Origin of the sequence: Enterobacter huaxiensis (assembly GCF_003594935.2) — a bacterium.
GTDB classification, from domain to species: domain Bacteria; phylum Pseudomonadota; class Gammaproteobacteria; order Enterobacterales; family Enterobacteriaceae; genus Enterobacter; species Enterobacter huaxiensis.
This window is the reverse complement of record NZ_CP043342.1, coordinates 1-14101: the sequence shown is the minus strand read 5'-3', so window position 1 is coordinate 14101 and position 14101 is coordinate 1. Positions and strand designations below refer to the sequence as shown.

The 14101-nt window shown below is 57.2% G+C and carries 12 protein-coding genes; 1 reads left to right on the top strand and 11 read right to left on the bottom strand.

Annotated elements, in window-relative coordinates; genetic code table 11:
• The 7 genes from D5067_RS00060 to D5067_RS00030 all read right to left on the bottom strand — a co-directional run bounded on the left by D5067_RS00060 (window position 1) and on the right by D5067_RS00030 (window position 7008).
• On the bottom strand, window positions 1-1338 hold the full coding sequence (locus D5067_RS00060) for an MFS transporter (protein WP_080460193.1): 1338 nt from the start codon (window positions 1336-1338) through the stop codon (window positions 1-3).
• 180 nt (window positions 1339-1518) lie between these two features.
• Window positions 1519-2667: a galactonate dehydratase gene (dgoD, locus tag D5067_RS00055; protein ID WP_119936457.1), complete on the bottom strand. Its 1149-nt coding sequence runs from the start codon at window positions 2665-2667 to the stop codon at window positions 1519-1521.
• The gene (locus D5067_RS00050) at window positions 2664-3281 is read right to left on the bottom strand and encodes a 2-dehydro-3-deoxy-6-phosphogalactonate aldolase (protein WP_119936458.1); all 618 of its coding nucleotides are present in this window, start codon (window positions 3279-3281) and stop codon (window positions 2664-2666) included. The genes dgoD and D5067_RS00050 overlap by 4 nt, the downstream gene beginning before the upstream one ends.
• Window positions 3265-4143: a 2-dehydro-3-deoxygalactonokinase gene (locus tag D5067_RS00045; RefSeq protein ID WP_119936459.1), complete on the bottom strand. Its 879-nt coding sequence runs from the start codon at window positions 4141-4143 to the stop codon at window positions 3265-3267. Before D5067_RS00045 ends, D5067_RS00050 begins: the two co-directional genes overlap by 17 nt.
• Entirely contained in the window at window positions 4140-4829 is a 690-nt protein-coding gene (gene dgoR, locus D5067_RS00040; protein ID WP_003861109.1) for a D-galactonate utilization transcriptional regulator DgoR, read from the bottom strand. Before dgoR ends, D5067_RS00045 begins: the two co-directional genes overlap by 4 nt.
• A 226-nt stretch (window positions 4830-5055) precedes the next feature.
• The gene (yidA, locus tag D5067_RS00035) at window positions 5056-5868 is read right to left on the bottom strand and encodes a sugar-phosphatase (RefSeq protein ID WP_119936460.1); all 813 of its coding nucleotides are present in this window, start codon (window positions 5866-5868) and stop codon (window positions 5056-5058) included.
• A gap of 114 nt (window positions 5869-5982) precedes the next feature.
• Window positions 5983-7008: a zinc-dependent alcohol dehydrogenase family protein gene (locus D5067_RS00030; RefSeq protein WP_119936461.1), complete on the bottom strand. Its 1026-nt coding sequence runs from the start codon at window positions 7006-7008 to the stop codon at window positions 5983-5985.
• Window positions 7009-7118: 110 nt separating this feature from the next.
• Here D5067_RS00030 and D5067_RS00025 point away from each other — a divergent pair, with 110 nt between their 5' ends.
• Window positions 7119-8054 carry a LysR family transcriptional regulator gene (locus tag D5067_RS00025; protein ID WP_119936462.1) on the top strand — a complete coding sequence of 312 codons (936 nt, stop codon included), beginning with the start codon at window positions 7119-7121 and terminating at the stop codon, window positions 8052-8054.
• A 34-nt stretch (window positions 8055-8088) separates the two neighbouring features.
• Here D5067_RS00025 and gyrB read toward each other — a convergent pair whose 3' ends face one another.
• The 4 genes from gyrB to dnaA are packed head-to-tail and all read right to left on the bottom strand — an operon-like array spanning window position 8089 to window position 14101.
• The gene (gene gyrB / locus D5067_RS00020) at window positions 8089-10500 is read right to left on the bottom strand and encodes a DNA topoisomerase (ATP-hydrolyzing) subunit B (protein WP_119936463.1); all 2412 of its coding nucleotides are present in this window, start codon (window positions 10498-10500) and stop codon (window positions 8089-8091) included.
• A 28-nt stretch (window positions 10501-10528) separates the two neighbouring features.
• Window positions 10529-11602 (bottom strand): DNA replication/repair protein RecF, encoded by a 1074-nt coding sequence (recF, locus tag D5067_RS00015; RefSeq protein ID WP_119936464.1) that lies wholly within the window; start codon window positions 11600-11602, stop codon window positions 10529-10531.
• A complete protein-coding gene (gene dnaN, locus D5067_RS00010; RefSeq protein WP_119936465.1) occupies window positions 11602-12702 on the bottom strand; it encodes a DNA polymerase III subunit beta in 1101 nt (366 codons plus the stop codon). Before dnaN ends, recF begins: the two co-directional genes overlap by 1 nt.
• Window positions 12703-12706: 4 nt before the next feature.
• Window positions 12707-14101 (bottom strand): chromosomal replication initiator protein DnaA, encoded by a 1395-nt coding sequence (dnaA, locus tag D5067_RS00005; protein ID WP_119936466.1) that lies wholly within the window; start codon window positions 14099-14101, stop codon window positions 12707-12709.

Here is a 14101-nt window from a genome sequence, read left to right as displayed (position 1 = left end):
TTAGCCTACTCGTTTCACATCGCCCACCAGCAGGATGTAGGAGAGTGCCCCGATCAGCGCCACGGCAGAGATATAGACCAGCGCCGGGCCGAAGCCGTAGTCCTGCGCCAGGTAGCCGATGACCAGCGGTACGGTAATCCCGCCCAGCCCGCCGACAAAGTTGAACACGCCGCCGGTCAGGCCAATCAGCCGCATCGGCGCAAGGGACGACACCAGCGACCAGGTAATAGAGGCGAAACCGTTCCCGAAGAACGCCACCGCCATCAGGGTCATAATCCACACCGGATCGTTGGTGTAGTTTGCGCCCATGATGCAGGTGGAGATCAGCAGCCCGCAGATAATCGGCGTTTTACGCGCCACGCCCAGCGAGTAGCCTTTTTTGACCAGCTTATCGGCCAGCCAGCCCGAGAGCAGCACGCCGAAAAACGCCGCGAGGAACGGCACGGTGGTCATAAAACCCGCCTTCAGCGCCGTGATCCCCTTTTCCTGGGTCAGGTAGTTCGGGAACCAGGTCAGGAAGAACCACAGCGTGGAGGTCACCGCGAACTGGCCCAGATAAACGCCCACCAGCTTACGGTGGAAGACCAGCTTCCAGTCCGCTTTAGTCAGCGGCTGGCGCGCCTCTTTTTTCACCGGCGCATCGCCGTCCACCAGGCCACCGCCGTCGCGGATGTAGTCCAGTTCGGCTTTGGTGATGCTTTTGGTCAGACGCGGCGGCTGGTAAACCTTGAACCAGATCAGCGACCAGATAATGCCAATCCCGCCGGTGACGATGAACACCCAGTGCCAGCTCAGCAGCTCCTGGATCCAGATCAGCAGCGGCGTCAGGAACGCCAGGCCAACAAACTGCCCGGAGGTGTAAAAGCCGACGGCAGACGCACGCTCGTGTTCCGGGAACCAGCTGGTTACCATGCGGTTGTTGGTTGGGAACGCGGGCGCTTCGAAGATACCGGTGATGGCGCGCAGGCCAATCAGCGACATCAGCCCGGTCGCGAAGCCCTGGAACAGCGTCGCCACGGACCAGCCGAAAATGGCGATAAAGTAGGTCAGACGTGAACCCACGCGGTCAAGGAACCAGCCGCCCGGGATCTGACAGAGCGTATACAGCCAGGCAAACGCCGAGAAGACGTAGCCCATCTCCGCTTTGGTGATGCCAAACTCTTCCTGAATATGGGCCGATGCCACGGCAAGGTTGGCGCGGTCCACGTAACAAATAACCACGGTAATAAAGATCATAATCAGCGTCAGGTAGCGGCGACGCCCGGTTTTTGTAGCGGTAACTGGAATATCCATCGCAATCTGTCTCCAGATTTTGGGCATAGCGAAGCCGCTCACCATGCCCTGTAATTTACAGAGGGTGTATTTGGTTTTTTTAGTTAAAAACGTAAACGGAATGCGCTAAATAATTCGTGCTGGGGGAAGGCGGCAAGTTTTCGCATCCCCGGGAGCATACAAAAGTATGTGACCGGGGTAAGAAAACGCAGCCAACGCATCACCAGCGCGAAGTATGACGCGCATTTACCATTCGGCTACGCTGCCATCTTCATGACGCCATAGCGGGTTGCGCCAGTCCGGCGCATGTTTACTCAGCTCAATGACTTTGGCTTCGTCAATTTCTACGCCAAGGCCCGGCTTCGTTAACGGTTTAAAGAAACCGCCTTCCATGCTGAAGTCTTCTTTGTTTTTCACAAAATCGAGCAGCTCCGCGCCCTTGTTATAGTGAATCCCCATGCTCTGTTCCTGGAACACGGCGTTGCGGGAGACAAAGTCGACGTGCAGACAGGCCGCCAGCGCGATCGGCCCGAGCGGACAGTGCGGCGCCAGCGCCACATCGTAGGCTTCGGCCATCCCGGCAATTTTGTAGCATTCGGTGATGCCGCCCGCGTGGGAGAGGTCCGGCTGCAGGATCGCAATGCCGCCCGCTTCCAGCACGCGCTTGAACTCGAAGCGCGAGAACATGCGTTCACCCGCCGCGATCGGAATGTGGGTCTGTTCAGCCAGCTTCGGATAGTACTCTGCCTGCTCGGCCAGCACCGGCTCTTCGATAAACAGCGGGCGATACGGCTCCAGCTCTTTAATCAGCACTTTGGCCATCGGCGCGCTGACGCGGCCGTGGAAATCCAGACCAAACTCAATTTCGTTGCCGAAGGCTTCACGGATTTGCGCCACGGTATTGACCGCCCGGTCTACCGCGCGTGAATTGTCGATAATCCCCATCTCTTCGCAGCCGTTGAGCTTGAAGGTATCAAAGCCGATGTTGCGCAGCTGCGTGATGCCGTCGATCACTTCCGCAGGGCGGTCGCCGCCGACCCAGCTGTAGGCTTTGATTTTATCGCGCACCAGGCCGCCCATTAGCTGCCAGACCGGCGCGTTCAGCACTTTACCTTTGATATCCCACAGCGCCTGGTCGATACCGGCGATGGCGCTCATCAGGATCGGGCCCCCGCGGTAGAAGCCCGCGCGGTACATCACCTGCCACAGGTCGTTGATGCGCGCCGGATCCTGACCAATCAGGTATTCACCCAGCTCGTGCACCGCCGCTTCTACGGTGCGCGCACGTCCTTCTATCACCGGCTCGCCCCAGCCCACGACCCCTTCATCGGTTTCGATTTTCAGGAACATCCAGCGCGGGGGTAAACGGTACGTGGTGAGTTTGGTTATTTTCATTTCACTGCCTCTCGATACGCTTTCACAAATGCTGCCGCCTGCTGTGCGGTACGTTCCACGGACTGCCCGGCACGATACAGATCGCTGCCCAGCCCGGCGCCCACACAGCCCGCGCTCATCCACTGGCCCAGGTTTTCTGGCGTTACGCCGCCCACGGCAAAGACCGGCACGCTGGCGGGCAATACCGCTTTCAACGCTTTGATGTAGTCCGGTCCAAACGCCGATGACGGGAAAATTTTGAGCGACTGCGCGCCGGCATCAAGTGCCGTAAACGCTTCTGTGGCGGTAGCGCATCCCGGGCAGACGGTCATGCCGTAACCTACCGCACGGCGGATCACCTCAGGATTGATGTTGGGCGTGACGATAAGCCTGCAGCCTATCTCTGCCAGCCTGTCCACCTGCTCCGGCTGTAAGACGGTTCCTGCGCCAATCAGCGCCTTATCGCCGAACGCCTCCACCACGGCCGAAATGCTTTTTTCCCATTCCGGAGAGTTGAGTGGGATTTCTACCGCGTCGAACCCGGCGTCGATAACCGCGCCGACGTGGGCTAACGCCTCATCTGGCGTGATGCCGCGCAAAATCGCGATGAGGGGAAGATCAGTTTGCCACTGCATGGGCGATGCTCCTTATTCCTGCCTGAAATGCCGTGTCGCCGGATACCGTTGCAACATCACGCCCTACGGCGCGAAACGCCTGCACGTAGCGCGACGTCAGCGATGCGCCGGCGACAATCGTGATGGCCTGCTCGTGCGCGACGAAATCGCGCATGCTGGCGACCTCTGCGCCGATCAGCAGGCCAGAGAGAAACTCGCTAACCTGCTCGCGCGGGAGATTTCCCAGCACGTGCGAGGCGCGAACCTCAAAAAGCTGTGGCAAAACGTCAGGAGAAGCGATTCCACGTTCAAGCCCGGCGGCAAACGCCTCTGACGAGGTTTCTTGCTCCGGCAAGCCGGCCCCAACCAGCGAATGGGTGAGCAGCAAGTGGTGCAGTTCGCCGGTCATCACGGTGCGAAAATCGTGGATTTGCTCAGCGTCGGCCTGGACCCACTTGCAGTGCGTTCCGGGCATGACGTAGACAGAAGAAGGAGAAAGCGTGCGCGCGCCAAGCAGCTGCGTCTCTTCGCCGCGCATCACGTTGTGGTTATCGTCGCGAGAGACGCACAGGCCGGGAATAATCCAGATATTGTCGCCAACGGACGTTAACTGCTCGCCAATCGCGGAGAAATGGGCAGGAACAGGCAGGTAAGGCGCTATCTTCCAGCCCACGTTGCTGCCTACCATTCCCGCCATCACGACCGGCGTGGCGCTATCGCGCCAGTGTTGTGTGACCTCTGCTAACACCGCCGCGGGGGATTTACCGTTCAGGCGCGTCACGCCTGCTTCTGATTGCCTGCTCTCCAGGCACTGCTCGCCCTGGTAAAGCCAGGCGCGCAGGTTGGTCGATCCCCAGTCAACTGCGATGTAGCGAGATGTCATGTGATTTCCTTCAGCCTTCGTGTCGAGCTGGCGATCATCGTGAGGGCCGCCTGCTCTGCCGCATCGCCGTCCTGATGCCGTATCGCATCGAACAGCGCTTTATGTTCCTGGAGCGTTTTTGGCATATTGGCCTCATCGCCCATCCAGGTACGTTCAAATACCGCCCGCTGTAGCGAGCTGATCGCCACGCTAAGCTGCTGTAATACCGGGTTATGCACCGACTGCAGCACCGCTTCGTGATAGCGAATATCCGCCTCGTTGAACGCCTCCCGGTTCTGGTTATTGGCGATCATGTCGTTTAAAGCCGACTCGATCTGCGCCAAATCGCCGGAGGTTGCGCGTTCAGCCGCCCAGCGGGCGATGGCCGGTTCGACCAGGTTTCGGACTTCGCTCATCGCACCGATTAGCCGCGGGTCGTAGTCGTTTTCCAGCACCCACTGCAGTACGTCGGTATCGAGGTAGTTCCACTGGTTGCGCGGGGCAACAAACGCGCCGCGATAGCGCTTCATTTCAATCAGCCGCTTCGCCATCAGCGAGCGGAAAACTTCCCGGATGATGTTGCGCGAGGTTTCAAACTCCTCGCACAGCTCAGCCTCTGCCGGCAGCGGCGAGCCGGGAACGTACTTGCCGCCCACAATCTGGGTGCCCAGCGTAATGACAATGCGATCGGTTTTATTGAGAGTCATGGAGAGTCCTTGTGCTCTGTATGTCCATCACTACTTTACCGTGACCGCCGAATTTCGCCTCACTTTTGCAGTACAAACGTGAAGCCTTTCGTCTTTGTCGTGGTGGTAATGTAGTACAATCATTTAATGTTGTACTACAATCCAGATCACAAAAAGAACAATTCGATAAATTCAGCGCAAAAAAAAGCCCCGGTTGATAACCGAGGCTGATGATTAAAAATAAGCGTTACTGCAGCACAAATTTCTCGATCGCGTAGGCAACGCCGTCTTCCAGATTAGACTTGGTCACGAAGTTGGCCACTTCCTTCACCGACGGAATAGCGTTATCCATCGCCACGCCCATACCTGCAAATTCAATCATCGCGATGTCATTTTCCTGATCGCCCAGCGCCATGATCTCTTCCGGCTTGATCCCCAGCGCATCAGCAAGCGATTTTACGCCGGTGCCTTTATTGACGCGTTTATCGAGGATTTCGAGGAAGTATGGCGCGCTTTTCAGCACGGTGTATTTCTCTCTCACCTCTGCCGGAATGCGTGCGATGGCTTTATCCAGGATCTCAGGCTCGTCGATCATCATCACTTTCAGGAACTGGGTCGCCGGGTCCATCTTCTCGGCTTCGCAGAACACCAGCGGGATCGTCGCGACAAAGGATTCATGCACGGTGTAGTAGCTGATATCGCGGTTGGCGGTATAGAGCGTGTTGCGATCGAGCGCGTGGAAGTGGGAGCCGACGTCGCGGGACAGTTTTTCCAGGAACAGGTAGTCATCGTAGTTCAGCGCGGTTTGCGCAACCGTGCTGCCATCTGCCGCTTTCTGCACCAGCGCACCGTTGTAGGTGATGCAGTAGTCGCCCGGCTGATTCATGTGCAGCTCTTTCAGGTAGCTGTGCACGCCCGCATACGGACGACCGGTGGTCAGGACCACGTTCACACCTTTTTCGCGTGCGGCGGCGATCGCGTTTTTAACGGCAGGAGAGATAGTGTGGTCTGGCAGCAGCAGCGTGCCGTCCATATCGATTGCAATGAGTTTGATAGCCATGAGATCCCCGGGATAAATGAGTGCTGCCTCATGCTAACGCGATTAAGCCCACAAAAATAGAGCTACATTGCGCAGCAGAAAACCTCTTTTACGCAAATCCCGGGGAGCGCTGACTCACTCGCGGGTAAGCACGATTTTACCGAACGCCCCGCGATCGAGGTGTTCAAACGCCTGTTCGAGCTGGTTAAAACGGTAGCGATGTTCGATCACAGGTTTCAGTCCGGTCACGTCCACGGCGCGGACGAAATCTTCCAGCGCCCGACGGTGCCCTACGCCAATCCCCTGAATGACGGGGGATTTCAGCAGCAGTTCGCCAGCTGAGAGCGTAATCTCCGTTCCGGCCAGCACGCCAATCACCGATATACGCCCGTGAACGGCAACGGCGCGCAGGGAATGCCTCAGGTTCTCACCCCCCACGGTTTCAATAATATGGTCGATGCCGCGATCCTGGGTGAGGGCCAGCGTACTTTCAGCCCAGTCGCCCTTCAGCCGGTTAATGCCCTGCTTAGCCCCCAGTTTTTTGGCCAGCGCCAGTTTTTCATCACTCCCCGAGGTGACAAAAACCTCTGCGCCGTGCGCTTTTGCGATTTGCAAAGCAAAGAGCGCCACGCCGCCCGTCCCCTGCACCAGCACCGATTGCCCGGCGCGCAGCTGGCCGCGTTCCACCAGCGCGAACCATGCGGTAAGCCCTGCGCAGGGTAGCGTGCTGGCCTCGGCGTCATCCAGGGTTTTCGGGGAGGCCACCAGCGCGTCTTCCTTCACAATCACATACTCGGCCAGCATGCCCTGGAAGTATCCGCCGGACGTTTTATAGGGCAAATTGCGCGCGTCCGCCTGCGGCTTACCGTCGATCCACTCAGGGAAGAAGGTTGAAATGACGCGTGTGCCGGGTTTGAAGCGCGTAACGCCTTCACCAATGCGGTCCACCACGCCCGCCATATCAGACGCCGGGGTAAACGGGAAGGAAAGCGGGATCGGCATCGTGCCTTCAACAACCATTTTATCCCGGTAGTTAAGCGCAACGGCATTCACCCGTACGCGCACTTCGCCCGGACCGGGCTGTGGAACGGGTGCCTGCGTCAGCCTGAGGCTCTCGCGCCCGAGAGCGTCCATGGACCAGCGTTGCATTGTCTCTGTCATTTTATTTCTCCTGCCATCAGATGAGCTTCTGTACTGACAGTCTACCGTTGACTAAAGATCGCCAGTGGCGATAAGTTTTCTCTTCATTGACGCCATAATCGATACAATCTATGACCGATACGCTGAAGGATATTCCTGTTTTTGTGGCCGCCGTTGAGGCCGGCAGTTTTGCTCAGGCCGCAGTTCGCCTGCATTTGTCGCGCTCGGCGGTGGGAAAAAGCATCGCCCGCCTTGAAGAGCGGCTGGGGGTACGTCTTTTTCACCGCACCACCCGCAGCCAGAGTCTGACCGATAGCGGCGCCCTTTTTTATGAACGCTGCCTGCGCGCGCTGGAGGAGATCCGTGGTGCGGAATCGCTGCTTGAAACAGGAAAGCAGCAGGTCACTGGCCGCCTGCGCGTTGCCATGCCGGTGCTGTTTGGCCGCCAGTGCGTCGCCCCGCTGCTGATTGAACTGGCGCAGGAACACCCCGGGCTTGAGCTTGAAATGTCATTCAGCGACCGCGTGGTGGATCTGGTGGAGGAAGGGTTTGATATGGCGGTGCGCAACGGCACGCTTCAGGACAGCAGCGTTCTGGTCGCCAGAAAGCTGGGGGAACACCGCATGGTGCTGTGCGCCGCGCCGGAGTATCTTCTGAAGAAAGGCCAGCCACAAAGCGTTGATGATTTATCCCAGCATACGGCCATTAACTATCTGCGTGCAGGAAGAGTATTACCCTGGCAGCTGATGGACAGCGAAGGAACGTCTCGAACCTTTACACCCCGATCGTCGCTCAACATGGATGATTTACAGGCGATCTGCGACGCTGCGCTCGCCGGACACGGCATTGCGTGGCTGCCCTGCTGGATGGCCGTCAACGATATTCACCAGGGTAAACTCGTCCCGCTCATGAAGCAGGCCCCGGATGTGCGTTTCGACGTTCATGCGGTGTGGCAGCAGACGCCGCACCTGCCGCTGAGGGTAAGAATGGCTATAGATACGCTGGCGAGTCGTTTACCGTCCATGATGTCGCTGGATATGCCTGCGCCCACAAAAAAGCCGCGCTAAAAGCGCGGCCAGTTTTCGTACGGTATAACGACGATTAGATATCGATATTCGCCGCTTTCAGGGCGTTTTCTTCGATAAAGGCGCGACGAGGTTCAACCGCGTCACCCATCAGGGTGGTGAACAGCTGATCCGCTGCAATCGCGTCTTTAACGGTGACGCGCAGCATGCGGCGGCTTTCCGGATCCATGGTGGTTTCCCACAGCTGGTCCGGGTTCATCTCTCCCAGACCTTTATAACGCTGGATAGCGAGGCCACGGCGGGACTCTTTCACCAGCCACTCAAGCGCCTGCTCGAAGCTGGCAACCGGCTGACGACGTTCGCCACGTTCGATAAACGCATCGTCTTCGATCAGGCCGCGCAGCTTCTCGCCGAGGGTGCAGATACGACGATATTCCGGACCGGTCACAAACTCGTGCTCCAGCGGGTAGTCGGTATCCACGCCGTGGGTACGCACGCGGATAATTGGCTCGAATTGGTGATCGGCATTCTGCTGAATATCGCATTTCCACATGCTGCCGTGCTGCTCTTTCTCGTTCAGATCGGTCACCAGGGCGTTCACCCAGCGGGTCACGGTCTGCTCGTCGCTCAGATCGGCTTCGTTCAGCGTTGGCTGGTAAATCAGCTCTTTCAGCAGCGTTTTCGGATAACGACGTTCCATACGCGTGATCATTTTCTGCGTCGCATTGAACTCGGACACCAGACGTTCCAGCGGCTCGCCGGCCAGCGCTGGCGCGTGGGAGTTCGCGTGCAGGGTTGCACCATCAAGGGCGATCGCGATTTGGTACTGATCCATCGCTTCGTCGTCTTTAATGTACTGTTCCTGCTTGCCTTTTTTCACTTTGTACAGCGGTGGCTGTGCAATGTAGACGTGGCCGCGCTCAACGATCTCAGGCATCTGACGATAGAAGAAGGTCAACAGCAGCGTACGAATGTGCGAGCCGTCGACGTCCGCATCGGTCATGATGATGATGCTGTGATAGCGCAGCTTGTCCGGGTTGTACTCGTCGCGGCCAATGCCGCAGCCCAGCGCGGTGATCAGCGTTGCCACTTCCTGAGAAGAGAGCATTTTGTCGAAGCGGGCTTTCTCAACGTTGAGGATTTTACCCTTCAGCGGCAGGATAGCCTGGTTCTTACGGTTACGGCCCTGCTTCGCAGAACCGCCCGCGGAGTCCCCTTCCACGAGGTACAGTTCGGACAGCGCCGGGTCGCGCTCCTGGCAGTCAGCCAGTTTGCCCGGCAGGCCTGCCAGGTCCAGCGCGCCTTTACGACGGGTCATTTCACGGGCTTTACGCGCCGCTTCACGGGCACGCGCTGCATCGATAATTTTACCCACCACGATTTTCGCGTCGGACGGGTTCTCCAGCAGGTATTCGCTCAGCAGTTCGTTCATCTGCTGCTCAACCGCCGATTTCACCTCAGAAGAGACCAGCTTGTCTTTCGTCTGAGAGGAGAACTTCGGATCCGGTACCTTCACGGAGACCACGGCAATCAGACCTTCACGGGCATCGTCACCGGTGGCGCTGACTTTCGCTTTTTTGCTGTAGCCTTCTTTGTCCATGTAGGCGTTCAGGGTACGGGTCATCGCCGTACGGAAGCCAACAAGGTGAGTACCGCCGTCACGCTGTGGAATGTTGTTGGTGAAGCAGTAGATGTTTTCCTGGAAACCATCGTTCCACTGCAGCGCCACTTCTACGCCGATACCGTCTTTTTCCGTGGAGAAATAGAAGATATTTGGGTGAATTGGCGTTTTGTTCTTGTTCAGATACTCGACGAACGCCTTGATACCGCCTTCGTAATGGAAGTGGTCCTCTTTGCCGTCACGCTTATCCTTCAGGCGAATAGACACGCCGGAGTTCAGGAAGGAGAGTTCACGCAGGCGTTTCGCCAGAATGTCGTATTCAAATTCAGTAACATTACTGAAGGTTTCATGGCTCGGCCAGAAACGCACCAGGGTACCGGTTTTGTCGGTATCGCCGGTCACAGCCAGCGGTGCCTGCGGCACGCCATGGGTGTAAATCTGACGATGGATTTTGCCTTCGCGCTGGATAACCAGCTCCAGCTTCTGCGACAGGGCGTTAACTACGGAAACCCCTACGCCGTGCAGACCGCCGGAAACTTTATAGGAGTTATCATCGAACTTACCGCCTGCGTGCAGAACGGTCATGATAACTTCCGCAGCAGATACGCCCTCTTCCGGGTGAATACCGGTTGGGATGCCACGACCATCATCGGAGACGGATACGGAGTTGTCCGCATGGATGGTCACCACGATGTCTTTACAGTGACCCGCGAGCGCTTCGTCGATAGCGTTATCCACAACCTCGAATACCATGTGGTGCAGACCGGTGCCGTCATCGGTGTCACCGATATACATACCTGGGCGCTTACGCACCGCATCCAGCCCTTTCAGGACTTTGATACTGGAGGAGTCATAAGAATTCGACATCAACGTTTCTCGCTCATTTATACTTGGGTTAATCCGTTATTTTACCCTTTTCCACGGTAAACATCTTCGAATTTTCGTCCGACATGTCCATAACGTGTTCAGCGCTAATCGCGCTGACGAAAACCTGTGACTGCGTGGCTTTTAAGCGGCTGGCAAGCAGCCCGCGCCGCGCGTCATCAAGTTCCGAGGCAAAATCATCTATCAGATACAGGCAGCGCCGCCCGCTCTCGCGGGTTAAAAACTCCCCCTGCGCCAGACGCAGCGCGCACATCAGGAGCTTGAGCTGCCCGCGCGACAGCGTTTCTTCCACCGGCGCACCGTCGGCACGAATGCGGAAATCCGCCTTGTGCGGGCCGTGCGCGGTGTAGGTCAGCATGCGGTCGCGCTCGAAGCTTCTCTCTAACACCTCGGCATAATCCGTCTCTTTCTCCCAGCCGCGCTGGAAGGAGAAGGTGAGAGAAAATTCGGGTAAAAACTGTTTGCAGGTGTCAGCCATGTCTTCAGCGATACCTGCGCTGTATTCGGCACGCCAGCGGCTGATTTGTTCCGCGAGAGGGATGAGTTCCATGTCCCACGGGCGCAGCTGGGCGTAACGGGTTACCTGGCGCAGCGCAGCGTTACGCTGCTTGAGCAGACGCTTCAGGTTGCTCCAGGCGTTAAAGAAACCGGCTTCGTTGTGAAAGCATCCCCAGTCAAGGAAGGCTCTTCTGTATTTGGGGCCGCCGTTGAGTAAAGTAAACCCCTCGGGCGTAATCAGCTGCATCGGCATTAACAGCGCCAGCTCTGCCACCTTGTGGCCATCGGTGCCGTCGATGCGCACCTTGCTGTCGCCCAGCTTGTCCTTGCTCAGGCCGATGGCGGTTTCCCGCTCCTCGCCCTGCAAACGCCCGTGGAGAACAAAAGACTCTTGTTCATGGCGGATCACGCGGCCGATTTGCAAACTGCGAAACGCCCGACCGTGGCCGAGCGTATAGATGGCTTCCAGCACGCTGGTTTTTCCGCTGCCGTTTGCGCCAACCAGGAAATTAAAGCCAGGGGATAAAGCGAGATCCGCGCTTTCAATATTGCGAAAGTCGCGGATCAACAGACGGGTGAGCGACATTACAGTCTCATTGGCATGACAACATAAGCCGCGCTTTGGCTGGCCGCATCTTCAATCTGTACGCTCGAAACGGAGTCGGTCAGCAGAATGCGAACGTTCTCGCACTTCAGTGCATTGAGCACATCCAGCACGTAGCTGACGTTAAAACCGATTTCCATTTCGGTCCCGGCGTAGGTGACGTCCAGAATCTCTTCTGCCTCTTCCTGCTCCGGGTTGTTCGCGGTGATTTTGATCTGGTTTTCGCTCACGTACAGGCGCACGCCGCGGAATTTCTCGTTGGAGAGAATGGCCGCACGCGCAAACGCCTGCTTGAGACTGTCGCAACCCGCTTCCAGCGTTTTGTCCGGATTCTTCGGCAACACGCGGCGATAATCCGGGAAACGGCCGTCAACCAGCTTCGATGTGAAGACAAAATCACCCACGTGGGCGCGGATGTTGTTGCTGCCAATCTGCACGCGCAGCGGCGTTTCGCCGCCGTCGAGCATGCGCATCAGCTCAATCACGCCTTTACGCGGCACGATCACCGAATGGTTAGGCAGGGAAACGCCAATCGGCATGGAGCACACGGCCAGACGGTGGCCGTCGGTTGCTACGGTACGCAGCTCTTCACCTTCGGTTTCGAACAGCATGCCGTTTAAGTAGTAACGAACGTCCTGATGCGCCATTGAGAACTGCGTGGCTTCAATCAGACGCTTCATCGTCGCCTGCGGCAGGGTAAATTCAACCTCACTCTGCCAGTCGTCGAGGTTCGGGAAGTCAATCGCAGGCAGGGTGGAGAGCGAGAAACGGCTGCGGCCAGAGCGCACCAGCATACGGTCGCCTTCCAGCTGTACCGCAATTTCCGCGCCTTCCGGCAGCCCACGGCAGATATCAAAGAATTTACGTGCCGGAACAGTGGTCGCGCCCGCGTCGTGCGGCTGAGTCAGCGTAACGCGCGCGATCATTTCCATTTCCAGATCCGTGCCGGTCAGCGACAGCGTACCGTCCGCGACCTGAAGCAGCAGGTTTCCGAGAATAGGCAGCGTTGGGCGGCCACCTAATGGGCCACTCACCTGTTGCAGCGGTTTTAATAAATGTTCACGTTCAACGGTAAATTTCATAGCGTCACGATGATAGGGTTCTGATTAAATTGGAAAAATCTTCTTTAATGTCGTGGCTTTCTTCGCGTAACTGCTCAATCTTGCGGCAAGCATGCAGCACGGTCGTATGGTCACGACCACCAAACGCATCGCCGATTTCCGGCAGGCTGTGGTTGGTTAATTCTTTTGCCAGGGCCATCGCCATCTGACGCGGTCGCGCCACGGAGCGGGAACGACGTTTAGAGAGCAAATCTGCCACTTTGATTTTGTAGTACTCGGCCACCGTCTTCTGAATATTGTCGATGGTGACCAGTTTTTCCTGCAATGCCAACAAATCACGCAAGGCTTCACGCACAAAATCGATGGTGATCGCACGACCGGTAAAGTTGGCATTGGCGATAACGCGGTTCAGCGCCCCTTCCAGCTCACGCACGTTGGAGCGCAGACGTTTGGCAATGAAGAACGCGACTTCACCCGGCAGGCGAATGTCGTTCTCATCGGCCTTCTTCATCAGGATCGCAACGCGGGTTTCGAGCTCCGGTGGCTCGATCGCCACGGTCAGGCCCCAGCCGAAGCGGGATTTCAGACGATCTTCAACGCCGTTGATCTCTTTTGGATAACGATCCGAGGTCAAAATGATCTGCTGATTACCTTCCAGCAGGGCATTGAAGGTGTGGAAAAACTCTTCCTGCGATCGTTCTTTATTGGCAAAAAACTGAATGTCATCGATCAGCAGGGCGTCAACGGAACGATAATAGCGTTTAAACTCTTCGATCGCATTGTTTTGCAGGGCTTTTACCATGTCCTGAACGAAGCGCTCGGAGTGCATATACACCACTTTCGCATTAGGCTTACGCGCCATAATGCCGTTACCCACCGCATGCAGCAGGTGCGTTTTACCCAGACCCGTACCGCCATAAAGGAACAGCGGGTTATAGGCGCCGCCTGGGTTATCGGCAACCTGACGAGCCGCCGCGCGGGCCAGCTGGTTCGATTTACCTTCAACGAAGTTATCGAACGTGTGTTTAACGTTAACGTTAGAGCGGTAGGTGGGCTCTGCCGGTGCAGGGACGTTATCCCAGCCCTGACGAGCCGGTGCGACGCGAGGGGCCGGCGCGGGTACAGCCTGAGCAGGCGCGGCCACATTTACGGTTTCACGAACGGTTTGGGTGACCGGCTTTGTACCCACTTCAAAGCGCAGCTGTGGGGCATCTGACCCGCAGAAATCGTTCAGCAGTCCATTGATGTTATTAAGGTACTTGTCCCTTACCCAATCGAGCACAAAACGGTTTGGCGCATACAAAGCCAGCGTGTTATCGCTCAGTTCCGCCTGCAACGGGCGGATCCACATACTGAATTCTGTGGCTGGTAACTCATCCTGCAATCGGGCAAGACACTGCTGCCAAAGCGAAAGTGACAC

Coding starts and splice junctions, on each gene's coding strand:
- D5067_RS00045 (WP_119936459.1), bottom strand. CDS start 4,143: ATGACATCTCGCTACATCGCAGTTGACTGGGGATCGACCAACCTGCGC.
- D5067_RS00030 (WP_119936461.1), bottom strand. CDS start 7,008: ATGACAGAGACAATGCAACGCTGGTCCATGGACGCTCTCGGGCGCGAG.
- D5067_RS00050 (WP_119936458.1), bottom strand. CDS start 3,281: ATGCAGTGGCAAACTGATCTTCCCCTCATCGCGATTTTGCGCGGCATC.
- dgoD (WP_119936457.1), bottom strand. CDS start 2,667: ATGAAAATAACCAAACTCACCACGTACCGTTTACCCCCGCGCTGGATG.
- yidA (WP_119936460.1), bottom strand. CDS start 5,868: ATGGCTATCAAACTCATTGCAATCGATATGGACGGCACGCTGCTGCTG.
- gyrB (WP_119936463.1), bottom strand. CDS start 10,500: ATGTCGAATTCTTATGACTCCTCCAGTATCAAAGTCCTGAAAGGGCTG.
- recF (WP_119936464.1), bottom strand. CDS start 11,602: ATGTCGCTCACCCGTCTGTTGATCCGCGACTTTCGCAATATTGAAAGC.
- D5067_RS00060 (WP_080460193.1), bottom strand. CDS start 1,338: ATGGTGAGCGGCTTCGCTATGCCCAAAATCTGGAGACAGATTGCGATG.
- D5067_RS00025 (WP_119936462.1), top strand. CDS start 7,119: ATGACCGATACGCTGAAGGATATTCCTGTTTTTGTGGCCGCCGTTGAG.
- dnaN (WP_119936465.1), bottom strand. CDS start 12,702: ATGAAATTTACCGTTGAACGTGAACATTTATTAAAACCGCTGCAACAG.
- dgoR (WP_003861109.1), bottom strand. CDS start 4,829: ATGACTCTCAATAAAACCGATCGCATTGTCATTACGCTGGGCACCCAG.